The following is a 20,603-nucleotide window of genomic DNA, read 5'->3' as shown; positions in this document are numbered from 1 at the left end:
GAGGAGGGGCAGACTGGGTGCGTGCGAACCATCCGTGATCTCGACACCGTTGAACTCATCCTCGACGCGCAGGGCCTGCTCGACTCCATCAGGGGTCCGCAGCGCGTGGTGGATGCCGGAACCCTGCGCGCCCTGCAGCAGTCGGGCAACTACGTCGTCGGCTTCTTCGACGGCGAGGGCGACGAGGAGCGCATGGTCGGTGCATCCATCGCCTTCTTCGGCGAGCCCGCCCGGCGTGCGATGCACTCGCACATCACGGCGCTGCTGCCCGAGTACCGCGGGCGTGGCTGGGGGCGCGAGCTCAAGGAGCACCAGCGTCAGTGGGCGTTCTCCCGCGATGTCGGTCGAATCACCTGGACGTTCGATCCGCTCGTCGCGCGCAACGCGCACTTCTTCTTCACCGTGCTGGGCGCGCGAGCGACCGGCTATTCGATCAACCGGTACGGCATCTTCGGCGGCGGTGACGCGGGTGATGAGAGCGATCGGCTCGATGTCGAATGGGCCCTCGCCGACATCGCGAAGCCTCCGGCCGACGACGCGGTCGTCGAGACGCTGGAGATCCCGGCAGACATCGAGACGCTGCGCGTCTCCGACCCGGCAGCGGCCCACGGGTGGCGCACCCGTCTGCGCGCGCAGATGGAAGGCCTGCTCGGCAGCGGCCTGAAGATCGCCGGCTACGACAACGCGCGCGGCTACCTCTTCACGGCCTGATCCTCACCGCATGATCTGCCGGCGGGGCGCGCTCAGCGCACCCCGCGCATGAGCTTCAGCACGGGCTTCACGCTCAGCAGCAGTCCGAGGCCGACCACGATGGCGATGCCGCCGAGGATCGAGAAGTACGGCACCTCGTCGTCGGGGTTGTATAACTGCACGAGCCAGCCCGAGATCGCCGTCCCGAGCGCGATCGACAAGAAGAACAGCGCGACCATCTGCGTGTGGAACGCGGCCGGGGCGAGCTTCGTCGCCACCGAGAGGCCGACGGGGGAGATGAGAAGTTCCGCGACGGTGAACACGAACAGGATGCCGACGATCGCGAGCAGCGGCGTGGAGTTCTCCCCTCCGCCGGCGAACGGGAGGAAGAGCAGGAATGCGGCTCCCATGATGATCGCGCCGAGGGCGAACTTCGTCGGCGTCGAGGGCTGACGCTTTCCCAGTCGGGTCCAGATCGCGGCGAAGACGCCGGACAGGATGATGATGAACACCGGGTTGATCGACTGCACCCACGACACCGGCATCTCCCAGCCGAACAGGTTCCGGTCCAGACGCTTGTCGGAGTAGACGGTGAGCACCGTGAACTGCTGCTGGTACAGCGACCAGAAGGCGACACTGGTGACGAACAGCGGCAGGAAGCCCCACACGCGGGAGCGCTCGGTGGCGTCGATGCGCCGGCTCGAGAGGATCACCGCGAAGTAGGCGACCGCCGCGATGATCGTGCCGTAGATGACCAGGGTCGCGAGGTTGTCGGCCTTGATCACTCCCGTGAGCACCAGCACGGCGATCAGCACGATCGCGGCCGCAGCGATGATCCCGACCAGCGGGTAGCGCGAGCGGGGGAGCGGATTCGGCACCTCGCGTACCGAGGCGGGCAGTGAGCGGCGGCCGAACGAGTACTGCACGAGTCCGAGAGTCATGCCGATGGCGGCGAGTCCGAAGCCGTAGTGGAAGCCGAGCGAGGACTGCAGGATGCCGGTGAGGATCGGCCCCATGAACGCGCCGAGGTTGATCCCGAGGTAGAACAGCGAGAAGCCGGCATCCCTTCGCGGGTCGTCAGCGCTGTACAGGCTGCCGACGACCGAGGTCGCATTCGCCTTGAGCCCGCCGGAGCCCAGGGCCACGAGCACCAGGCCGACTCCCACCCCGACCGCGCCGGGCAGGAACGCGAGCGCCAGGTGGCCCGCCACGATCACCATCGCGCTGACGAAGAGCACCCGCTCGGAGCCGAACAGCCGGTCCGCGAGCCACGCGCCGAGGATCGTCGACAGGTAGACCGAGCCGCCGTACGCCCCCACGATGCCGCCCGCGACCGCCTCCGGGATGCCGAGGCCACCCTGCGAGACCGAGTAGTACAGGTAGATGAGCAGGATGCCCTGCATGCCGTAGAAGCTGAAGCGCTCCCACATCTCCACGCCGAAGATGTGCACCAGGGCCCACGGCTGACCGAAGAAGCGGGTGTCGTCGTCGCGGGTCCGCGGTGTTCGCGCTGCAGTGCTCATGCCAGGACGGTACTCCGGCGCAGCCGCTGGGGCCAGGGACCGCGCGGGAACCCCGGATAGAATGGCATGCCCGTGATCACGGGTGTCACCACGCATCCGACCATTGGAGCCACCATGGCCGAACAGTCCCGCCTCGCCAAGGTCATCGCCCTCGCCCGCCACCGCGGGTTCGTGTTCCAATCGGGTGAGATCTACGGCGGCTCTCGGTCGGCGTGGGACTACGGTCCCCTCGGCACGGAGCTCAAGGAGAACATCCGCCGCCAGTGGTGGCAGACGTTCGTGCGCGGCCGTGGAGACATGGTGGGCCTGGACTCCAGCATCATCCTGCCCAAGCGTGTGTGGGAGGCCTCTGGACACGTCGAGACGTTCACCGACCCGCTCGTCGAATGCCTGCAGTGTCACCGGCGCTTCCGCGCCGACAACCTCATCGAGGACTTCGAGGCGCGCAAGGGACGCAAGGCCGAGAACGGCCTCGCCGACATCCCGTGCCCGAACTGCGGCACCAAGGGCCAGTACACCGAGCCCAAGGCCTTCTCCGGTCTAGTGAAGACCTACCTCGGTGTCGTCGACAACGAGTCGGCCCTGTACTTCCTGCGCCCCGAGACCGCGCAGGGAATCTTCGTGAACTTCTCGAACGTGCTCACCGCGAGCCGCAAGAAGCCGCCGTTCGGTATCGGCCAGGTCGGCAAGGCGTTCCGCAACGAGATCACCCCCGGCAACTTCATCTTCCGCACGCGCGAGTTCGAGCAGATGGAGATCGAGTTCTTCACCCCGCCCGCAGAGGCGCAGGAGTGGTTCGACCACTGGGTCAAGGCTTGCTGGAACTGGTTCATCGATCTCGGCATCGACCCGGAGAACATGCGTCAGTTCGACGTGCCGGAAGACGACCGCGCGCACTACTCGGCCGGCACGATCGACGTCGAGTACCGATTCGGCTTCGTCGGCAAGGAGTGGGGCGAGCTCATGGGCGTCGCCAACCGCACCGACTACGACCTCTCCAGCCACAGCGAGGCATCCGGCCAGAGCCTGACGTACTTCGACCAGGCCACGGGCGAGCGCTACACCCCGTACGTGATCGAGCCGTCGTTCGGCCTCACGCGCGCCATGATGGCGTTCCTCGTCGACGCGTACGTCGAGGAGCAGGTGCCCAACGCCAAGGGCGGCACCGACGTGCGCACCGTGCTCAAGCTCGACCCGCGCCTGGCTCCGGTCAAGGCCGCCGTGCTGCCGCTGTCGCGCAATGAGAACCTGTCGCCGCTCGCTCGCGAGGTCGCCGACACGCTCCGCAGCTCCTGGGCCGTCGACTTCGACGACGCGGGTGCGATCGGCCGCCGCTACCGCCGCCAGGACGAGATCGGCACCCCGTTCTGCGTCACGGTCGACTTCGACTCGCTCGACGACCGTGCCGTCACCGTGCGCGACCGCGACACGATGGCGCAGGAGCGCGTCTCGATCGACGAGCTGCACGCGTACCTGGCCGAGCGCCTGCGCGGCGCCTGAGCACGCATCATCCGGACCCCGTCGGCCTCATGCGGGCCGACGGGGTTCTTTCATGAGCTCCCGGCCACGGCGCGTGCGTACCGCTCGGAGAGCAGCTGCAGGCGGGGGATCAGCTCGGGTGGGCTCTCGACCGTGAAGTCCATCATGAGCATCCCGATGTAGGCGGCGACGGTGTCGAGACTGTCGGCGCCGGTGACGAGGATGCAGTGCTCGTCGTCGACCGGTTCGACCACCCCGACCGCGGCATGGATCCGGTCGAGCACGGCTTCTGCGGGGGCGTCGATGCGCAGCCGGGCGTGCACGATCCACCCGCTCACCGCGATGGTGCGCATCGCGAAGGCCGTGTAGTCGCCGCCGGGCAGCGGTTGTGGATCGAAGCGCCGATGCGTCGGCATCCGCAGTTGCATCCAGTCGACCCGGTACGTGCCCCACTCCGCGGTCTGCGGATCGCGTGCGACCAGGTACCAGCGCCGCACCCAGGTGAGCAGTCGGTACGGCTCGACCAGCACGGGTGCGCCCTCGTAGTCGAAGCGCAGCCACTCCTCGTCGCGGATCGCGCGTGCGATGGCCTGCAGCGACGCGGCGTCGACCTCGGGGTCGGGAGCATCGGTGTCGTTGTTCTCCGGAGCGCGGTCGACGCTCGACCGGAGTGCGTCGACCGTGGGGCGCAGGTGCGACGGCAGCACCTGTTCGAGCTTGGCGAGCGCCCGAGCCCCGGATTCGGCGACCCCCGCGATGCCTGCTGCGGCGCGGAGCCCGACCGTGACCGCCACGGCCTCCTCGTCGTCGAGGAGCAGCGGAGGAAGGGTGCCGCCCGCCCCGAGACGGTATCCGCCGACGGACCCTCGCGTGGCGTCGACGGGGTAGCCGAGGTCGCGCAGGCGCTCGATGTCGTGCCGCACGGTGCGCGAGGAGACGCCGAGCCGGGCGGAGAGCTCGGTTCCGGAGCGCTCGGGGCCGGTCTGCAGTAGGGCCAGCAGCGCGAGCAGTCGTGCGGTCGGATCGGCCATGAGAGCTCCTCGAAAGTTCTTCATCCATTAGGAACGAATCCAACCTAATGCCCTCTTACCTTCGAGATATGGAAAACACGACGCTCACCTTCCGCCCCTTCACCGTCTCGGTCTCCGCCGCCGAGGTCGCCGATCTCCAGGATCGCCTCGCCCGCACCCGCCTTCCGCAGCCGTCGCCGACGGACGACTGGGATGCCGGCACCCCCAACTCCTACCTCCGGGAGGCCATCGCCGCCTGGCGCGAGTTCGACTGGGCCGCCGCCCAGGACCGGATCAATGCCGTCCCGCAGTTCACCACCGAGATCGACGGCCAGACGATTCACTTCCTCCACGTGCGCTCGGCCCACGAGGGCGCGACGCCCCTGCTGCTCGCCCACACCTATCCCGGTTCCTCGGTCGACTACCTCGACCTGATCGATCGTCTCGTCGACCCGGTGGCCCACGGCGGCCGTGCCGAAGACGCCTTCGATGTCGTGATCCCGGATGCTCCGGGGTACGGCTTCTCGCAGCCGCTCGCCTCACCGGGCTGGACGGTCGGGAAGGTCGCCGAGGCCTACGACCGTCTCATGCGCGGGCTCGGCTACGACAGCTACGGCATCCACGGCTCGGACAACGGCGCCATGGTGGCCCGCGAGCTGGGACTGCTGAACCCGGAGGGCTTCCTCGGACTGCACGTGCTGCAGCTGTTCTCGTTCCCTTCGGGCGACCCGGCGGAGTTCGAGAAGCTCGAGCCCGCGGACTACGCCGGCCTGGAGCACATGCAGTGGTTCCAGTCGGTCGGCGGGTACAACACGATGAACTCCTCGCGCCCGCAGACCGTGTCGGTGGGGATCAGCGACTCCCCGGTCGGCCTGCTCGCCTACAGCGAGCTGTTCAACTCATTCGGCAACGGCACGTCGCTGGTGCCGCTGGAGAAGATCCTGCTCGAGGTCAGTGTCAACTGGTTCGCGAACGCGGCATCGGGCATGAGCCGCAGCTACCTCGAGAACGCCAGGGCCGACGCCGCGGCCGAAGGCGCCGAAGATGCCGAGCCGCGGATCAACGCCGCACGCACCGGGGTCGCCGTGTTCGCCGACGACTTCCAGACGATCCGGGTGTTCGCCGAGCGCGACAACTCGAACATCGTGCACTGGAGCCGCTTCGACGAGGGCGGGCACTTCGCCGCTCTGGAGCGCCCCGACCTGCTCGCCGGCGACATCCGGGCATTCTTCGCCGACGTCCGCTGAGCCTCGAGCCCGTCCCGTTGTCCCGGCCCACCCGTGCGCTCGCCGCGCGGGTGGGTCTAGCATGTCGGCATGTTCGAGCCGTGGAGCGAGTTCAACGTCGCGATGGCGGGGGCGACGGCCGCGCTCGCGGGCCTCGTGATCGTCGCGGCGAGCGTGAACATCGCCGAGATCGTCAAGTCGCGCACCCTGACCGCGCGGCTCCTCGCCGGGATCGCCGCCCTGCTCCTGGCGCTCGCGGTGTCGGCACTGGGGCTGGTCCCCGATATCGACGGCCCGTGGTTCGGCGCGGTGGCCGTCATCGCGACACTGCTGGCCGCGGTGTTCCAGGTGCACGCGACGCGCCTCATCGCGACCGACCCGAGCCCCGAGGATCGTGCCCGTGCGCTCAAGTACCTGGTCGGCTTCCTGCCGATCATCGCCTACCTCGCCGCGGGCGTGCTGGTGTGGATCGGGCATCCGGCCGGACTGTACCTCGCAGCGGCGGGCGGTCTGCTCGCGATCGTCTCGGCCGTGGTCGTGTCGTGGGTCGCGCTCGTCGAAGTCCTGCGCTGAGCGGTTGCTCGCGGAGACGGGCAGGTGCGTCAGCCCGTCACGGTGAGCTGCACCTCGGGAGTGCCGCCCGCCTCGACCCAGGCCAGCGAGCGTTCCAGGATGACCCGCAGCACGTCGAGGTCGATCTGCTCGAGGTCCTTGATGTACAGGCAGCCGACGCCGGTGGTGTGTGGTCCGAGCTTCGCCAGGGCTTCAGTGTGCGCGTCGACCCCGTCGAACAGGTAGATCGTCGTTGCGGCCTTGCGCGGAGCGAAGCCGAGCAGTCCGCTGTCGCCCTCTGTGCCGGTGGGGTAGCGGTAGTGGCAGGATCCGAATCCGATGATCGTGCCCCACGTCTGCGGCTCGCGTCCGGTGATCTCCTGCATGAGCGCGGTCAGGGTCTCGGCGTCCCGGCGGCGGACCGCGGGGGAGGAGCGGGCGATGAGCCCCGCGACGTCGTCCCCCGTGGGTTTCACTTCGAGGCCTTCGCCGCAGCCTTCATGGCCTTCTTGTGCTCGCGCACCTTCGCGAGCGAGTCGGGGGAGACGATGTCGGCGACGCTGCGGTACGACCCGTCCTCACCGTAGGGAGCGGAGGCCTCACGCCACCCTTCCCCCGTGAAGCCGTACTGCTTGCCGAGGAGGGCGAGGAAGATCTTGGCCTTCTGCTCGCCGAATCCGGGGAGCGCCTTCAGGCGCTTCAGCACTTCGGGCCCGTCCGGGTCGCCCTCGGTCCACAGGGCTGCGGCGTCGCCGTCCCAGTCCTCGACGAGGGTCTGACACAGCGTCTGCACGCGTGTCGCCATGGACCCGGGGAACCGATGCACGGCCGGCGTCTGCTTGAACGCCTCGAGGAACTCGTCCGGTGCCATGTGCGCGATGGTCGCAGCGTCGGCGGCTCCGGTGCGCTGCTCGATCTTGAGCGGCCCGGCGAACGCGGTCTCCATCGGAACCTGCTGGTCCAGGAGCATCCCGATCAGAAGCGCGAGCGGGTTATCGGTCAGCAGCGTGTCGGCGGCGGTGTCTCCGGTGATGTGAAGGTCGGGCATGCGTTCAGTCTCGCACCGCCACGTCGCGTCGGGGGCACAGTTTGGTGAGCTGGGGGTCCACGCGATCGACATTGGCGCGGGTGAACGCCGTCATCGGCGGGCTGATAATTGGTGGATGGACTACGACCTCGACGATGACCCATCTCGGATTCAGCCCGACGTGGTGTGGGGCTGGCTATCGACGGAGGCCTATTGGGGGCGGCAGCGCAGCCGTGCCGACGTCGAGGTGCAGATCGCGGGCGCGTGGCGTGTCGTCGGTGCTTACCGGAGCGACACCGGCGAGCAGGTCGGCTTCGCGCGAGCAGTGTCCGACGGTATCAACTTCGCATACCTTGCAGATGTCTTCGTGATTGAGGGCCACCGCGGCTGCGGGCTAGGCAAGCGCCTCGTGCAGCTCATGATCGATGATGGGCCCGGATCCGGCTTCAGATGGACGCTGTTCACCGGCGACGCGCACGCGCTGTATCAACGATTCGGGTTCGGAGCACCGGATGACACTGCCATGGTTCGATCCGCGCGGTGACCGATCGAACCATGGCATCGCGGATGGTTCGCGTTGTACGTGGTTACTACACACGCTGGTCGAGCAGCATCCCCACCAGGAGGGCGAGCGGGTTGTCGGTCAGCAGCTCGTCGGCGGCGGTGTCTCCGGTGATGTGAAGGGCCATGAGTCCATCCTCTCTTACGACCAGGCGGCGGATTCGCAGATGCAGAGCTGGGTCGAGGAGTCCGCCCCGAAGGGGCTGCCGTCCCAATCGCCCAGGCGCTCGACCAGCCGGAGTCCAGCGTGCGCAAGGAGCACCGGCAGTTCTTGGGGGAAGATGCTTCGCACCTCGATTGACACTGTCTGGAAGTCGGGCTCGGAGTCCGTCGAGAAGTGCCAGGTTCCGCGTGTCACCTGCGCGGCAGCATCGTATGCGTCGGCGACGTCGACGTGGACATCGCCGCGGCCTGGATCGGTGAATGATGTGCGCGGGCGCCGGACCCCGTCGGCGTCGGCCAGGAGACGCACATTGGGATTGAAGACGTCGAATGCGAACCGTCCGCCGGGCGCGAGGTGACGCCTGACCGCGCGGAAGCACTGCACTATGTCGTCAGCCTCGTGCAGGTGCAGCAGTGCGTTGCCCGCGATGAAGATGAGGTCGAACTCGTTGTCCAGGTCGAAGTCACGCATGTCGCCTTGCTGCCACTCGACAGACACGCCGCGCTCGTCAGCCTTCTGCCGCGCCGCAGTCAGCATGTCCTGCGACAGGTCGAGGCCGACGCTCGGGTGTCCATCGGCCGCGATAGGGATCAGCTTGTGACCTGTTCCGCATCCGAGTTCGAGCACGTGCCCGCCCCTGCCGCCCGCTTCGGCGCGGTAGAAATCCACGGCTGCCTTGCTCGCCGGAAACAGCAGATCGTACAGCCTCGCGTCCGAGTACAGATCCTGTGTCATCCGCGCCTCCTCGTTCCCCACACTCTCATGGCGTGGGCCTCCAGTGCCGCCCCGTGCGGACGAGACGTCAGGCGGTGGCGGCGTCCTCCGACGACTCAGCCTCGGGTGCGATGCCGTACAGCGCGGCCAGTGCTGCGGTGAACTCGTCGGCGCGGCCCGCGGCGGCGAGCGCGTGAGCCCGCACGGTCGGGGTGTGCAGCAGCACGCCGGAGAGGTGACGCAGGGCCTGCTCGACCTTGCCGTCCTCGTCGCCGCGTGCACGGGCACGGTCGATCTCGCGCTCCAGCAGCTCGAAGATGTGCGAGCGGAAGGCCACGACCGAGGGGGTCACGCTCTGGCGCGCGCCCACCACGTGGAAGGTCTCGGCGGCTTCGCGGACGACGCTGCGGGCGGCATCCGTCGCCTGCAACTCTTCGAGCGGTGCGTGCAGGCGGATCGTCTCGAGGTCGAGCAGGGCCACGCCCTCGAGGGAGGCGACAGCGGGATCGACGTTGCGGGGCATGCCCAGATCGACCACGAGCTGGTTGTGCGCGCCGACGGGGCAGCCCGCCTCGGCCGGGCCGAGGGGGAGCCGCAGGTGCTCGGGCCCGAGCACGGGTTCCGTCGCCGTGGTGCAGGTGATGAGCAGGCTCGACCGTGCGGCGGTGCGGGCGTACTCGTCGGCGGGGACCGGACGGATGCCGTGCTTCGCGGCGAAGACTTCGGCGCGACCCGAGGGCGAGTACACGGAGATGTTCACGGCGCCGCGCTCTCGGAGCGTGGCGAGGGTGACCGCGGCGTAGGCGCCGGTGCCGACCAGCAGCACGCGCTCGGCCGACCAGTCGGCGATGCGGCTGTCGGCCAGTTCGAGCGCGAGGCGCACGAGCGAGCGGCCGGCGCGACCGAGGGCGGTGACGTTCTTGACCTTGCGCTGAGCCTGGCTGGCGCGCTGGAACAGACGCTCGAGCTCTGGCGAGGTGGTGCCGTCCTTGCGGGCGGACTTGAGGGCGCGGCGCACTTGCCCTGCGATCTCACCCTCGCCGGAGACGACGGATTCGAGGCCGGACGCGACGGAGAAGAGGTGCTCGGCCACGCGGCGGCCCGAGTGCACGGTGTAGGCGCCGTCGAGGTCGGCGGCTGCGATGCCCGTCGCGGACTCGACCGCTTCGATCACGGCTTCGACGCCGATGGCACCGGCGGCGGTGACCGGTTCGTCCATTTCCACGTACGCCTCGAACCGGTTGCACGTCGCCAGGACGACCGCACCCTGCACGCACGGCGTCATGCCCACGATGGTGGGAGCGACGTCGTCGGGGGTGCGGCTCAGGCGTTCGAGCAATTCGAAGGAGGCGGTCTTGTGACTCGCCGTCACACACAGCAGCACAGATCGAGTGTACCGGAGGCTCCGGTGGTGAGGATTCGAACGGCCGAATTCGGCGGCTCCATAAGGGGCGGATGGGAGGATGGACTCATGGCCCTCTCCGACGCTCCGCTCCTGCGCGCCCTCGCCGGCGACCGCCCAGCCCACGCCCCGGTGTGGTTCATGCGACAGGCCGGCAGGTCGCTTCCCGAGTACCGCGACCTGCGTGTCGGGACGCGGATGCTCGACGCCTGCCTCACCCCCGCCCTCGCAGCCGAGATCACCTTGCAGCCGGTGCGCCGCCACGGGGTCGACGCGGCCGTGTTCTTCAGCGACATCGTCATCCCGCTGCGCCTGGCCGGCGTCGAGGTGGAGATCGAGCCCGGTCGCGGCCCGGTGTTCGCGAACCCGGTGCGCACGGCGGCCGATGTCGAGCGCATCACCGCCATCGACCCGGATGACCTCGACGGCACGGCCATCGCCGAGGCCGTTCGGCTCGTCACGGCAGAGCTCGGCGACACCCCGCTGATCGGTTTCGCGGGTGCACCCTTCACGCTCGCGGCCTACCTCGTCGAGGGCGGCCCCTCCAAGGAGCACTTGCGGGCGCGGGCCATGATGCACTCCGACCCGGATTCGTGGAACCGTCTCGCGGGCTGGCTCGCCAAGGTCTCGCGCCGATTCCTGGAGACGCAGCGCGACGCCGGAGCATCCGTCGTCCAGCTCTTCGACAGCTGGGCCGGATCCCTCAGCACCGCCGACTACCGCACCTTCGTGGCCCCGCATTCGCATGCGGCACTTTCGGGTATCGGCCTCCCGAGCATCCACTTCGGTGTCGGGACCGGCCCGTTCCTCGCCGACATGCGTCTCGACGGGGTGGCCGACGGCGTGGGGGTCGACTGGCGGCAGCCGCTCGACGAAGCCGCCGCGATCCTCGGGCCGGATGTCACGGTGCAGGGCAACATCGACCCGGCGCTGCTGTCGGCCCCGTGGCCGGTGCTGGAGGCGCACGTGCGCGACGTGATCGAGCGTGGCCGTGCGGCGCGCGCGCACATCCTGAATCTCGGCCACGGCGTACCGCCGGAGACCGACCCGGACCAGCTCACCCGCATCGTCGAACTGGCGCACACGGTCTGACGTTCAGGCGCCGTGCGTCCGCCGCAGGCGACGCGTGACCCGCAGGTCGTCGAGGGTGAAGCGGCCGACGGGGAGTGCTTCGCGGATGCTCTGGTCGTCGAACGGACGCGAGGGGCGGATGCCGAGGGGAGCCTCGGGGGCGAACGGTGCCGCCTCGCTCACACCCTCGGCGAGCATCCGTGCCTGAGCCTTCGCGACGAGCGGCACGACCATCGTCCACTCGGTCAGTTGGGCGAGCACTCGAACCATCCACGTGGGCACGGGGATGAATGCCGGACGACGCCCGGCGACACGAGCGATGCGGCGGATGGCCTCGCCGAGCGTGACCTCGTCCGCGCCCATGACCGCGATCGTCGGATCCGGGATGCGGCCTTCGAGCGCGGCGATGAGCACATCGACCGCATCGTGAACCGGAACAGGACGCGCCGTGCGCTCGCGATAACCGACGGTCCAGAAGAGCGGCAGGGTTCGCACGGCTTTGGTCACGTGGTCGACCATGTGATCGCCGGGGCCGTAGATCATGCCGGACTTGAGGATCGTGTGCGCGATGCCGGAGCCGCGGACGATCTCCTCCGCCTCCCACTTCGACTCGTGATATTCGGACCCGCAGTCGGGGCGTGCCCGGAGGAAGCTGACCAGCACGATGCGCTGCACCCCTGCGCGGCGGGCGGCCTCCACCACAGCCCTCGTGCCGTCCACGTGCACCCGGCGGAAGGTCTGGTCGCCGATCTCGCGGTTGATGCCCGCACAGTGGGCGACGGCGTCGCAGCCCTCGAACGCTGCGGTCAGCGCGTCGACGTCTGTGATCTCGACGCCGCTGCGCCGGGAGATCACGACCGCGTCGTCGAGACGCTCTGCGAGATTCCTTCCGACGAATCCCGTGCCGCCCGTGATCGCAACCTTCATGTTGCATCTCCTTCGCTCATTAGCTATGCGGCTAAATACTATCTAGCAAAGGTGCTATATTGCAACCATGGCAGACAGCGCGACCGACATCTTCGCAGCGCTCGCGCATCCGACGCGGCGCCAGATTCTCCAGGACCTCAAAGACGGTGAGCTCGCGGCCGGTGAGATCGCCGCTCGCTTCTCCGCGAGCGGGCCGACCATCTCCCGCCACCTGAGCGTGCTGCGACAGGCGGGCCTCATCAGTGAGCGCCGCGATGCCAACCGCATCCTCTACTCCCTCGTCGGCGAGCGGCTCGCGCTCTCGGTCGGCGACTTCCTCTCCACGGTGTGCCCGGAGCAGATCGTGCTGCGAGAGGTGCGCAAGCGCGGCCGCGGTGAGGCCGCCCCTGTCGAGGCCGCACCTGTCGAGGTTGCCCCCGTCGAGGCCTGAGCGCCCCCGGTGGGAGAATTGAGGGCATGACCCCTGAGCCCTCTTCCGCCGAGCCGTCCGACCTCGCCGCTCGCGCGGCGGAAAAGCACGTCGTCGTCATCGGCGGCGGCATCGGAGGGCTCGTCGCGGCTCGGGAGTGCGCGAAGGTCGGCATGCGGGTCACTCTCCTCGAGGCCGCGGACGACCTGGGCGGCGCGATCCGAAAGGTCGAGCTCGACGGCGTGACCATCGATGCCGGGGCCGAGAGCTATGCGACCAGGGGCGGCCTCGTGCGCGCACTCGTCGAGGAGCTCGGTCTGGCCGACCGCATCGTGACCCCGCAGGCAGGAGGTGCCTGGCTCGCCGGCATACCCGGAGTGGGGGCTGCACCCCTGCCGGTGGGTGGCATCCTCGGCATCCCCGCGAACCCGTTCCAGGACGACGTCCGTCGCATCATCGGCTGGTCCGGCGTGTGGCGCGCGTATCTCGACCGCGTGCGTCCGCCGCTCACGATCGGACACCAGCTCAGCCTCGGCAAGCTCGTCGGATCGCGCATGGGCGCGAAGGTACGGGATCGCCTCGTGGCCCCCGTGACGACCGGTGTCTACTCGGCGTCTCCCGACGATGTCGACATCGATGTCGCGGCCCCGGGACTCAATGCCGCTCTCACCAGGGTCGGATCTCTCTCCGGTGCTGTCCAGGCGCTCCGCGATGACGCCGCCGCCAAGGCCACTGGGTCGTCGGTCACCGGGCCATCGACCGCGGCGAAGGCGCCGGGGGCGGCGGTCGAGGGCCTTTCCGGGGGAATGAGTGTGCTCGTCGATGCGCTCGCCGCCGATCTGGTCAGCCTCGGGGCAGAGGTGCGGACGGGCGTGCGGGTGCGAAGCGTCCGGAAGTCGGCGACGACCTGGTCGGTCGAGACCGAGGTTGCGCCTGCCGGTGACATTCTCGCGAGCGCCGACGACGATACGGATGCGCTCGCCGCAGAGCTGCACGCCGCCGAGATCGCTGCAGCGGAGCCGGTGCTCGAAGACATCACCGCCGACGCCGTCATCATCGCGACGTCAGAGTCCGCCGCGCGGGATCTCCTCGCCACGGCCGTTCCCGCGCTGACGACGACGGAGGCCGCGTCATCGCCCGAGATCGAGATCGTCACCCTCCTCCTCGATGCTCCTGAGCTGGAGGTCGCCCCGCGCGGCACCGGTGTGCTCACGGTTCCGGGGAGTCACACGGCCAAGGCGCTCACGCACTCGACCGCGAAATGGAGCTGGGTGCGTGATGCCGCCGGCGCTCGGCAGGTGGTGCGGGTGTCGTTCGGCGCCCAGGGAGAACCTGCGGCCACAGCGGAGCTGAGCGATGAGGCTGCCGCAGACCTGGCCCGGCGCGAAGCTGCCGCCCTGCTCGGAGTCGCCATCGCGCCGGAAGCGGTGATCGCGTCGCATCGCGGTCGTTTCGTCCAGTCGCAGCCCGCGTCGATCATCGGCTCCGCAGAACGCCGGGCTGCTGCGCGTGCGGCGGTCACGGCGGTCCCGGGTGTGGCTGCGGTCGGCGCCTGGCTCGCCGGAACCGGTCTCGCCCAGGTGATCCCGGATGCGCGGGACGAGGCCGATCGCCTGCGACGCGCCCTGTTGTGGGAGTGAGAGCGCACTCCGTGTCAACCCTCTGACCCATAGATGCCGAAATCGGCATACGGGGTTACGCTGGGTACCTGGCCGCGGGGTGTGAGAGCCTGTGGTCGATCCCAACCGGGCGAATCTGGCCGGACTACCGGAACAAGGTGAGGAGACCCCATGAAGGGGAAGATCGGACTCGTCGTCGGACTCGGCGTGGGCTACGTCCTCGGCACCCGTGCCGGACGTGAGCGCTACGAGCAGATCAAGACGCAGTGGCTGAAGGTGTGGCACCTCGATCCTGTGCAGGAGCAGGTCTCCAAGGTCAAGGGCTTCGTCGGCGATAAAGCCGCGGCCGTGCCCGGAGCGCTCTGGACCGGTGTCGTGAAGGTCGCGAAGTCGGTCAGCGGCAACGGCACGCCCGGTCAGCGGCTCGACTCCGCCATCGCCACCGGCAAGGAAGCGGCGGAAGACCTCGCCGAGGCCACGGAGGAAGCGGTCGAGGCGGCGAAGGCCACCGCGAAGTCGACCACGCCTCCGACCAAGCCCGCAGCGAAGACCGCCGCCAAGAAGCCTGCCGCGAAGAAGCCTGCCGCCAAGCCCGCAGCCAAGAAGTCCGGCGCCTGAGATGCCCCGCGGATACCGAGATCGTGCCGACGACAGTCTGCTGACCCTCCTGGGGGACCTGCCCGAACTCGTCACGAATCTGGTCAAGGCTGAGATCGATGCCGCGAAGGCGTGGATCTCGCGCACCTCGAAGGATGCCGGCATCGGTTCCGTGTGGTTCCTCGTCGCGCTGTTCTTCCTGTTCTGGGCGGTGCCGGTGATCCTCGTGTTCGCGATCGCCGGGCTCTCCTCCTGGTGGCCCGTGTGGCTCTCGGCGATCGCGGTGTTCGGCATCCTGATCCTGGCCGTGCTGCTGTTCGCGCTTCTCGGGATCCTCAAGTTCCGCAAGGTGCTCGCGCGCCAGAACCCGGCGCAGGCCGTAGCCGAAGACATCCGACTCGTGAAGGAGGCCGGCGATGACGAATTCTGAGTCGCTGCCGCGCACCGCCGTTCCCGGCGGAATCGTCGACCCGGTCACCTCGGCCCGCGCCGAGTTGAAGGCTGCCCTGGCGGCCATCGAGGTCAAAGGCAACATCCCGCGCCGCGTCGAGAAGGCGTCGACGCGTGCGGTGGCGAAGGCCCGGGTCTTCGCCGATCGCAATCCGATCGGTGCGATCGCTGCTGCGGTCGGTATCGCTGCGGTCGTGGGAGGCGTGGTCTGGGGGATCGCGCGCGTGATCTCGCGCTGAGGCGCAGCATTCCAGGATGCCGCAAACAGCCCCTCGGGTGATTAGCGGCTCCTGCGCAAACGAGGCAGACTGGGGAGCATGATGTCCGAAGAGCGCGATGAGAACCCGTCCGGCTTCACCCTCTGGGCTGTCTGGCGACGAAACCCCGACGTCCCCGTGACGGAGACCGACGCCACGGAACTCGAGACGATCGTCTCCTACATCGAGGACTCGGGCGTCACCGTCCGCGGCTTTTACGACGTCTCCGGCCTCAAGGCCGACGCCGATCTCATGGTCTGGCTGCACGGCGAGACTGCCGAGGAGCTGCAGAAGGCCCTCCGTCGCCTTCGTCGCACCGAGCTGCTGCGTTCCCTCCTCCCGGTGTGGAACGTGATGGGCGTGCACCGTGACGCGGAGTTCAATCGCGCGCACGTCCCCGGATTCCTCCGAGGTGTCGAGCCCAAGGACTGGCTGTGCCTGTACCCGTTCGTCCGCACCCCGGAGTGGTACCTCGCGCCCGAAGACGAGCGCCGCAAGATGCTCGCCGACCACGGACGCAAGGGTGCCGCGTTCACGGGCGTGATCGCGAACACCGTCGCGTCCTTCGCGCTCGGCGACTACGAGTGGCTGCTGCCGCTCGAGGCCGATGAGCTCACCGACCTCGTCGACCTGATGCGCGACCTCCGCTACACGGACGCACGTCTGTTCGTGAAGGAGGAGGTGCCCTTCTACACCGGGCGCAGGCTCCGGTTCGACGAGATCGCGGACGTTCTCCAGTAAACGCCATGAGCACCCCCATCCGTCTGGGTACCCGTCGCAGCGCGCTCGCGCAGGCGCAGTCGGGTCATGTCGCCACGGCCCTCGAGAAGCTCTCGGGGCGCCCGGTCGAGCTCGTCCCGATCACCAGTGAGGGCGACACGAATCGTGCTTCCCTCTCCGAGATCGGCGGTCAGGGCATCTTCGCCACGCGACTTCGCGAGGCACTGTTCGCGGGGGAGTGCGACTTCCTCGTGCACTCCTTGAAAGATCTGCCGACGGCCATCCCGGACGGTCTCGTGATCGCGGCGACTCCGAAGCGGGAGGATCCGCGCGACGTGGTGCTCACTCGCGACGGCGTCCCGCTGCACGAGCTGCGTTCAGGCAGCACCGTCGGCACCGGCTCACCGCGCCGCATCGCACAGGTGTACCGACGTGCGCCAGGCGCCGAGGTCGTCGACATCCGCGGCAACGTCGACTCGCGTCTCTCACGGGTCGCATCCGGTGAGCTGGATGCCGTGATCCTCGCGGCGGCCGGTCTCTCGAGGCTCGGAGCGAAGTCGCCACTGCGGCGCGAAGAGCTCGGCCTCGCCGAATGGCCGACCGCGCCAGGGCAAGGTTCGCTCGCCGTCGAGACCCGTGCGGATGCTCCCGAAGAACTGCTCATCGCCCTCGCCGGGCTGGACGATGCGGAGACCCGTCTGGCCATCACGGTGGAGCGCGCGATCCTCCAAGGATTGGACGCCGGATGCCAGGCGCCGATGGCGGCGCACGCGATCGTGGAGGGCTCCTCCATCCGTGTCAGAACCGTCGTCTACGCCGTTGACGGAAGCCGCCGGATCGGGCTCGACGTCACCGAGCCGCTGAACGGGGAGTATATTCGTCGGAACGGCAGTGGCAATGGAGCGGATGCTGCCGATGGTGCAGACCCGATGCACGCAGCGCGCGAGCTCGGGTTCACTGTTGCCCGTCGGCTGCTCGATCAAGGGGCAGCCGGCCTCGTATCCCGAGAGCAATCCTCATGACCACTTCCGAAATCAAGCATGACCGACCGCTGGACGGCTGGCGCATTCTCGTGCCCCGTGGCGGGCCTTGGGGCGACAGCGTCGCCGCGAGTCTGCGGGCGCTGGGTGCTGTGCCCGTCGTCGCACCGCTCATCAACTTCGCCCCGACGACCGACCAGGCGACGCTCGACACCGCGCTCGCGCAGCTGGCAGCGGGTGAGTTCGACTGGTTGACGGTCACGAGCGCGACCACCGTCGATGTGCTCTTCGCCCACCGGGCGGTCGTTCCGCGGGAGACCAGGATCGCCGCCGTCGGCGAGACGACAGCCGCGGCTCTGCAGGCGGTCGGCTATGAGGTCACGCTGGTTCCGGAACAGGACAACTCCGCCGAGGGGATGGCGCAGCAGCTCATCGCCCTCGAGAAGGAGCCCCGTCGCATCCTCGCTCTCCGCAGCGAGATCGCGAAACCCGTGCTCAGCCGACTGCTCTCCGAAGCGGGTCATGATGTGCACGGCGTCGTCGCCTATCGCACGGTCGGCGTGCCGGTGACCGAGCGCATCCGACGCGACGTCGAGAACGGCCGGATCAACGCGATCCTGATCACCAGCGGCTCGGTCGCCGAGCAGGTGCGTGAGCAGTTCCCGGAGATCCCCGATGAGACGCTGCTCGCGGCGATCGGACCGCGGACCGCGAACGATGCCCAGCGCGCCGGACTTCCGGTGTCGGTGGTCGCCGATCGGCAGACCATCGACGCGCTGATCGATGCCGTCTCGCACTTCACCCTCCCGCACGCGGCCGACGAGTTCGCGCCGTGAGCTTCCCCGATGTCCGGCTGAGGCGACTGCGTCAGTCCCGGGCCGTTCGCGATCTCGTGCGTGAGACGTCGCTGCAGCCGCGTCAGCTCGTGCTGCCCCTCTTCGTGCGCGAAGGCATCGACCAGGCCGTGCAGATCGGGTCGATGCCCGGCGTCGCCCAGCATTCGCTCGACTCGCTGCGTGCGGCAGCGGTCGAGGCCGCGGAGGCCGGTGTCGGTGGCGTGATGCTGTTCGGCGTGCCGGCAGTGCGCGACGCCGTGGGGTCGGGTGCCGATGATCCGCGCGGCATCCTGAACGTGGCGACAGAGGCGCTGGCCGCCGAGGTCGGCGACGCGCTCGTTGTGCAGACCGATCTGTGTCTGGATGAGTTCACCGACCATGGTCACTGCGGCGTACTCGCGGCCGACGGCTCGGTCGACAACGACGCGACGCTCGAGCGGTACACGTCCATGGCGCTCGCCCAGGCTCGTGCCGGCTCGCAGCTGCTGGGGTTGTCCGGGATGATGGACGGCCAGGTCGCAGTCATCCGCGAGGCGCTCGACGCCGAGGGCTTCACCGACACGTTGCTGCTCGCCTACGCGGCAAAGTACGCGAGCGCGTTCTACGGGCCGTTCCGCGAAGCCGTCGACTCTCAGCTCAAGGGCGACCGCCGCACGTATCAGCTCGACCCCGGCAACCGGCGCGAGGGTGTGCGTGAGGCTGTCGTCGATGAGGCCGAGGGCGCCGACATCGTGATGGTGAAGCCGGCGATGGCCTTCCTCGACGTTCTGCGCGAGGTGCGCGACACCGTGAGTATTCCGGTGTGGGCATATCAGGTCTCCGGCGAGTACGCGATGATCGAGGCCGCCGGCGCGAACGGCTGGATCGATCGTCGCGCAGCCATCCTCGAATCCCTTCTCTCCATCCGCCGTGCGGGTGCCGACGCGGTGCTCACCTACTGGGCCACCGAAGCGGCCGGCTGGCTGCGCGACTGACTTCTCCGAGGAGCTCTCCTTCATGACCGACCGCAATGACGACCTGTTCTCCGCTGCCCGCGCGGTGATCCCCGGTGGAGTGAACTCCCCGGTGCGCGCTTACGGCTCGGTCGGTGGGACGCCGCGGTTCCTCGCGTCGGCGAAGGGCGCGACGGTGACGGATGCCGCAGGTCGCGAGTACGTCGACTTCGTGGCTTCGTGGGGTCCTGCTCTCCTCGGACACGCGCACCCCGAGATCGTCTCCGCGGTGCAGGAGGCTGCATCGCGAGGTCTGTCGTTCGGCGCTCCGACCGAGGGTGAGGTCGAGCTCGCGTCGCTGATCGCCGACCGTGTGCGGTTCGGCGAGATCCGGCCCATCGAACGTGTGCGTCTGGTGTCGACCGGGACCGAGGCGACGATGACGGCGATCCGCCTCGCGCGGGGCGCCACCGGTCGCGACCTGCTCGTGAAGTTCGCCGGGCACTACCACGGTCATTCCGACGGACTGCTCGCCGAGGCGGGCTCGGGTGTCGCCACGCTGGCGCTCCCCGGTTCTGCAGGCGTCCCGGCCCCGATCGCTGCCCAGACGCTCGTGATCGGCTACAACGACCCGGAGGCTCTCGCCGCGGTGTTCGCCGAGCATGGTGAGCGCATCGCCGCCGTCATCGTCGAAGCCTCGGCCGCGAACATGGGTGTCGTCGCTCCGCTCCCCGGCTTCAACCGCCTGATCGCCGAGACGGCGCACGCGCACGGCGCCCTGATGATCCTCGACGAGGTGCTCACCGGATTCCGTGTGCACCCGGCGGGCTTCTGGGGTCTGCAGGCTGCGGCAGGCGAGGACTATCTGCCGGACATCTTCACCTTCGGCAAGGTCGTCGGCGGCGGGATGCCGTTGGCCGCGCTCGGTGGTCGCGCCGACGTCATGGACCTGCTCGCGCCGCTCGGGCCGGTCTACCAGGCGGGCACGCTTTCCGGGAACCCGCTCTCGGTCGCTGCAGGTCTTGCGACGCTGCGGCTGGCGACGCCCGAGGTGTACGCGACGGTGGACGCGGCGTCCGCGCGCGTGTCGAGCGCTCTCGATGCCGCACTCACTGCGGCGGGGGTCACCCACGCGGTCGCGCGAGCAGGCAACCTGTTCAGTGCCTCGTTCCGCGCCTCGGCGCCCAGGAACTACGCCGAAGCGCAGGCGCAGGAGTCGTTCCGCTACGCCCCGTTCTTCCACTCGCTGCGCGAGCAGGGCGTGGCTCTCCCGCCGAGCGTGTTCGAGGCATGGTTCCTCACCGCCGCACACGGCGAGGAGGAGCTGCAGCACATCGAGGCCGCGCTTCCCGTGGCTGCTGTTGCAGCCGCTACCGCTCGCGCCTAGTCAGCTGCCCTGGTGACCTGGCAGTTGTTGCGCCAGGGAGCGTGCAGTTCTGCTCTTCGTCTCTTCGGGAG

At 68.9% G+C, this 20,603-nt stretch carries 23 protein-coding genes and 1 pseudogene; 16 read left to right on the top strand and 8 right to left on the bottom strand.

Features of this window, described 5'->3' with window-relative positions:
- The first annotated feature begins 21 nt into the window (after nucleotides 1–21).
- Nucleotides 22–711, top strand: a complete 690-nt coding sequence (locus tag CQ040_RS14295) for a GNAT family N-acetyltransferase (protein WP_105527424.1) — start codon at nucleotides 22–24, stop codon at nucleotides 709–711.
- A gap of 32 nt (nucleotides 712–743) precedes the next feature.
- Here the strand turns inward: CQ040_RS14295 and CQ040_RS14290 are convergent, their stop codons facing one another.
- Nucleotides 744–2,213, bottom strand: coding sequence for a peptide MFS transporter (locus CQ040_RS14290; RefSeq protein ID WP_105527425.1), 1,470 nt, complete (start codon nucleotides 2,211–2,213; stop codon nucleotides 744–746).
- 114 nt (nucleotides 2,214–2,327) lie between these two features.
- On the opposite strand from CQ040_RS14290, the gene CQ040_RS14285 reads away from it, so the two are divergent.
- Entirely contained in the window at nucleotides 2,328–3,713 is a 1,386-nt protein-coding gene (locus tag CQ040_RS14285; RefSeq protein WP_105527469.1) for a glycine--tRNA ligase, read from the top strand.
- Between the two features lie 50 nt (nucleotides 3,714–3,763).
- Here CQ040_RS14285 and CQ040_RS14280 read toward each other — a convergent pair whose 3' ends face one another.
- Nucleotides 3,764–4,723 carry a YafY family protein gene (locus tag CQ040_RS14280; RefSeq protein WP_105527426.1) on the bottom strand — a complete coding sequence of 320 codons (960 nt, stop codon included), beginning with the start codon at nucleotides 4,721–4,723 and terminating at the stop codon, nucleotides 3,764–3,766.
- 68 nt (nucleotides 4,724–4,791) lie between these two features.
- Between CQ040_RS14280 and CQ040_RS14275 the strand changes: the two genes are divergently transcribed.
- Together CQ040_RS14275 and CQ040_RS14270 are read left to right on the top strand one after the other, a co-directional pair.
- A complete protein-coding gene (locus CQ040_RS14275; protein WP_105527427.1) occupies nucleotides 4,792–5,949 on the top strand; it encodes an epoxide hydrolase family protein in 1,158 nt (385 codons plus the stop codon).
- 69 nt (nucleotides 5,950–6,018) lie between these two features.
- Nucleotides 6,019–6,501 (top strand): hypothetical protein, encoded by a 483-nt coding sequence (locus tag CQ040_RS14270; protein ID WP_105527428.1) that lies wholly within the window; start codon nucleotides 6,019–6,021, stop codon nucleotides 6,499–6,501.
- 29 nt (nucleotides 6,502–6,530) lie between these two features.
- Here CQ040_RS14270 and CQ040_RS14265 read toward each other — a convergent pair whose 3' ends face one another.
- A complete protein-coding gene (locus tag CQ040_RS14265) occupies nucleotides 6,531–6,956 on the bottom strand; it encodes a DUF1801 domain-containing protein (RefSeq protein WP_105527429.1) in 426 nt (141 codons plus the stop codon).
- The gene (locus tag CQ040_RS14260) at nucleotides 6,953–7,528 is read right to left on the bottom strand and encodes an HhH-GPD-type base excision DNA repair protein (protein ID WP_105527430.1); all 576 of its coding nucleotides are present in this window, start codon (nucleotides 7,526–7,528) and stop codon (nucleotides 6,953–6,955) included. The genes CQ040_RS14265 and CQ040_RS14260 overlap by 4 nt, the downstream gene beginning before the upstream one ends.
- A 115-nt stretch (nucleotides 7,529–7,643) precedes the next feature.
- Here CQ040_RS14260 and CQ040_RS14255 point away from each other — a divergent pair, with 115 nt between their 5' ends.
- Nucleotides 7,644–8,051, top strand: a complete 408-nt coding sequence (locus CQ040_RS14255) for a GNAT family N-acetyltransferase (RefSeq protein ID WP_105527431.1) — start codon at nucleotides 7,644–7,646, stop codon at nucleotides 8,049–8,051.
- A 49-nt stretch (nucleotides 8,052–8,100) separates the two neighbouring features.
- On the opposite strand, the pseudogene CQ040_RS14250 reads toward CQ040_RS14255, so the two are convergent.
- From CQ040_RS14250 to CQ040_RS14240, 3 genes and pseudogenes are all read right to left on the bottom strand, one after another.
- A pseudogene (locus CQ040_RS14250) lies at nucleotides 8,101–8,196 on the bottom strand (Fe-S cluster assembly protein HesB); the annotation flags it as partial.
- Between the two features lie 14 nt (nucleotides 8,197–8,210).
- Complete coding sequence (locus tag CQ040_RS14245; protein ID WP_105527432.1) at nucleotides 8,211–8,966, bottom strand: class I SAM-dependent methyltransferase; 756 nt, start codon at nucleotides 8,964–8,966, stop codon at nucleotides 8,211–8,213.
- A 67-nt stretch (nucleotides 8,967–9,033) separates the two neighbouring features.
- The gene (locus tag CQ040_RS14240; protein ID WP_105527470.1) at nucleotides 9,034–10,329 is read right to left on the bottom strand and encodes a glutamyl-tRNA reductase; all 1,296 of its coding nucleotides are present in this window, start codon (nucleotides 10,327–10,329) and stop codon (nucleotides 9,034–9,036) included.
- An 87-nt stretch (nucleotides 10,330–10,416) separates the two neighbouring features.
- Here CQ040_RS14240 and hemE point away from each other — a divergent pair, with 87 nt between their 5' ends.
- Nucleotides 10,417–11,439: a uroporphyrinogen decarboxylase gene (hemE, locus tag CQ040_RS14235; protein WP_105527433.1), complete on the top strand. Its 1,023-nt coding sequence runs from the start codon at nucleotides 10,417–10,419 to the stop codon at nucleotides 11,437–11,439.
- Nucleotides 11,440–11,442: 3 nt separating this feature from the next.
- Here hemE and CQ040_RS14230 read toward each other — a convergent pair whose 3' ends face one another.
- Nucleotides 11,443–12,345, bottom strand: coding sequence for an NAD(P)H-binding protein (locus tag CQ040_RS14230; RefSeq protein WP_105527434.1), 903 nt, complete (start codon nucleotides 12,343–12,345; stop codon nucleotides 11,443–11,445).
- A gap of 67 nt (nucleotides 12,346–12,412) precedes the next feature.
- Between CQ040_RS14230 and CQ040_RS14225 the strand changes: the two genes are divergently transcribed.
- From CQ040_RS14225 to CQ040_RS14180, 10 genes are all read left to right on the top strand, one after another.
- Nucleotides 12,413–12,775, top strand: a complete 363-nt coding sequence (locus CQ040_RS14225) for a metalloregulator ArsR/SmtB family transcription factor (protein ID WP_028500830.1) — start codon at nucleotides 12,413–12,415, stop codon at nucleotides 12,773–12,775.
- A gap of 26 nt (nucleotides 12,776–12,801) precedes the next feature.
- Nucleotides 12,802–14,394: an NAD(P)/FAD-dependent oxidoreductase gene (locus CQ040_RS14220; protein ID WP_105527435.1), complete on the top strand. Its 1,593-nt coding sequence runs from the start codon at nucleotides 12,802–12,804 to the stop codon at nucleotides 14,392–14,394.
- 150 nt (nucleotides 14,395–14,544) lie between these two features.
- Nucleotides 14,545–14,991: a hypothetical protein gene (locus tag CQ040_RS14215; protein WP_105527436.1), complete on the top strand. Its 447-nt coding sequence runs from the start codon at nucleotides 14,545–14,547 to the stop codon at nucleotides 14,989–14,991.
- A 1-nt stretch (nucleotide 14,992) separates the two neighbouring features.
- Nucleotides 14,993–15,400: a phage holin family protein gene (locus CQ040_RS14210; protein ID WP_021198266.1), complete on the top strand. Its 408-nt coding sequence runs from the start codon at nucleotides 14,993–14,995 to the stop codon at nucleotides 15,398–15,400.
- Complete coding sequence (locus CQ040_RS14205) at nucleotides 15,387–15,659, top strand: hypothetical protein (protein ID WP_105527437.1); 273 nt, start codon at nucleotides 15,387–15,389, stop codon at nucleotides 15,657–15,659. The genes CQ040_RS14210 and CQ040_RS14205 overlap by 14 nt, the downstream gene beginning before the upstream one ends.
- Nucleotides 15,660–15,737: 78 nt before the next feature.
- Nucleotides 15,738–16,418, top strand: a complete 681-nt coding sequence (gene hemQ / locus CQ040_RS14200) for a hydrogen peroxide-dependent heme synthase (protein WP_028500826.1) — start codon at nucleotides 15,738–15,740, stop codon at nucleotides 16,416–16,418.
- A gap of 5 nt (nucleotides 16,419–16,423) precedes the next feature.
- Nucleotides 16,424–17,419 (top strand): hydroxymethylbilane synthase, encoded by a 996-nt coding sequence (hemC, locus tag CQ040_RS14195; RefSeq protein WP_105527438.1) that lies wholly within the window; start codon nucleotides 16,424–16,426, stop codon nucleotides 17,417–17,419.
- Complete coding sequence (locus CQ040_RS14190) at nucleotides 17,416–18,213, top strand: uroporphyrinogen-III synthase (protein ID WP_105527439.1); 798 nt, start codon at nucleotides 17,416–17,418, stop codon at nucleotides 18,211–18,213. The genes hemC and CQ040_RS14190 overlap by 4 nt, the downstream gene beginning before the upstream one ends.
- On the top strand, nucleotides 18,210–19,187 hold the full coding sequence (hemB, locus tag CQ040_RS14185) for a porphobilinogen synthase (RefSeq protein WP_105527440.1): 978 nt from the start codon (nucleotides 18,210–18,212) through the stop codon (nucleotides 19,185–19,187). The genes CQ040_RS14190 and hemB overlap by 4 nt, the downstream gene beginning before the upstream one ends.
- Nucleotides 19,188–19,209: 22 nt before the next feature.
- On the top strand, nucleotides 19,210–20,532 hold the full coding sequence (locus CQ040_RS14180; RefSeq protein ID WP_105527441.1) for a glutamate-1-semialdehyde 2,1-aminomutase: 1,323 nt from the start codon (nucleotides 19,210–19,212) through the stop codon (nucleotides 20,530–20,532).
- Nucleotides 20,533–20,603: the final 71 nt, after the last annotated feature.

The sequence above is a fragment of the Microbacterium sp. MYb54 genome, assembly GCF_002979515.1.
In the GTDB taxonomy this organism is placed as follows: Bacteria; Actinomycetota; Actinomycetes; order Actinomycetales; family Microbacteriaceae; genus Microbacterium.
This window is presented reverse-complemented; position numbering and strand designations above follow the sequence as displayed.

Coding starts and splice junctions, on each gene's coding strand:
- CQ040_RS14220 (WP_105527435.1), top strand. CDS start 12,802: ATGACCCCTGAGCCCTCTTCCGCCGAGCCGTCCGACCTCGCCGCTCGC.
- CQ040_RS14215 (WP_105527436.1), top strand. CDS start 14,545: ATGAAGGGGAAGATCGGACTCGTCGTCGGACTCGGCGTGGGCTACGTC.
- CQ040_RS14275 (WP_105527427.1), top strand. CDS start 4,792: ATGGAAAACACGACGCTCACCTTCCGCCCCTTCACCGTCTCGGTCTCC.
- CQ040_RS14180 (WP_105527441.1), top strand. CDS start 19,210: ATGACCGACCGCAATGACGACCTGTTCTCCGCTGCCCGCGCGGTGATC.
- CQ040_RS14255 (WP_105527431.1), top strand. CDS start 7,644: ATGGACTACGACCTCGACGATGACCCATCTCGGATTCAGCCCGACGTG.
- CQ040_RS14280 (WP_105527426.1), bottom strand. CDS start 4,723: ATGGCCGATCCGACCGCACGACTGCTCGCGCTGCTGGCCCTACTGCAG.
- CQ040_RS14205 (WP_105527437.1), top strand. CDS start 15,387: ATGACGAATTCTGAGTCGCTGCCGCGCACCGCCGTTCCCGGCGGAATC.
- hemE (WP_105527433.1), top strand. CDS start 10,417: ATGGCCCTCTCCGACGCTCCGCTCCTGCGCGCCCTCGCCGGCGACCGC.
- CQ040_RS14245 (WP_105527432.1), bottom strand. CDS start 8,966: ATGACACAGGATCTGTACTCGGACGCGAGGCTGTACGATCTGCTGTTT.
- hemC (WP_105527438.1), top strand. CDS start 16,424: ATGAGCACCCCCATCCGTCTGGGTACCCGTCGCAGCGCGCTCGCGCAG.
- CQ040_RS14290 (WP_105527425.1), bottom strand. CDS start 2,213: ATGAGCACTGCAGCGCGAACACCGCGGACCCGCGACGACGACACCCGC.
- CQ040_RS14190 (WP_105527439.1), top strand. CDS start 17,416: ATGACCACTTCCGAAATCAAGCATGACCGACCGCTGGACGGCTGGCGC.
- CQ040_RS14225 (WP_028500830.1), top strand. CDS start 12,413: ATGGCAGACAGCGCGACCGACATCTTCGCAGCGCTCGCGCATCCGACG.
- CQ040_RS14270 (WP_105527428.1), top strand. CDS start 6,019: ATGTTCGAGCCGTGGAGCGAGTTCAACGTCGCGATGGCGGGGGCGACG.
- CQ040_RS14260 (WP_105527430.1), bottom strand. CDS start 7,528: ATGCCCGACCTTCACATCACCGGAGACACCGCCGCCGACACGCTGCTG.
- CQ040_RS14210 (WP_021198266.1), top strand. CDS start 14,993: ATGCCCCGCGGATACCGAGATCGTGCCGACGACAGTCTGCTGACCCTC.
- CQ040_RS14230 (WP_105527434.1), bottom strand. CDS start 12,345: ATGAAGGTTGCGATCACGGGCGGCACGGGATTCGTCGGAAGGAATCTC.
- hemQ (WP_028500826.1), top strand. CDS start 15,738: ATGATGTCCGAAGAGCGCGATGAGAACCCGTCCGGCTTCACCCTCTGG.
- CQ040_RS14285 (WP_105527469.1), top strand. CDS start 2,328: ATGGCCGAACAGTCCCGCCTCGCCAAGGTCATCGCCCTCGCCCGCCAC.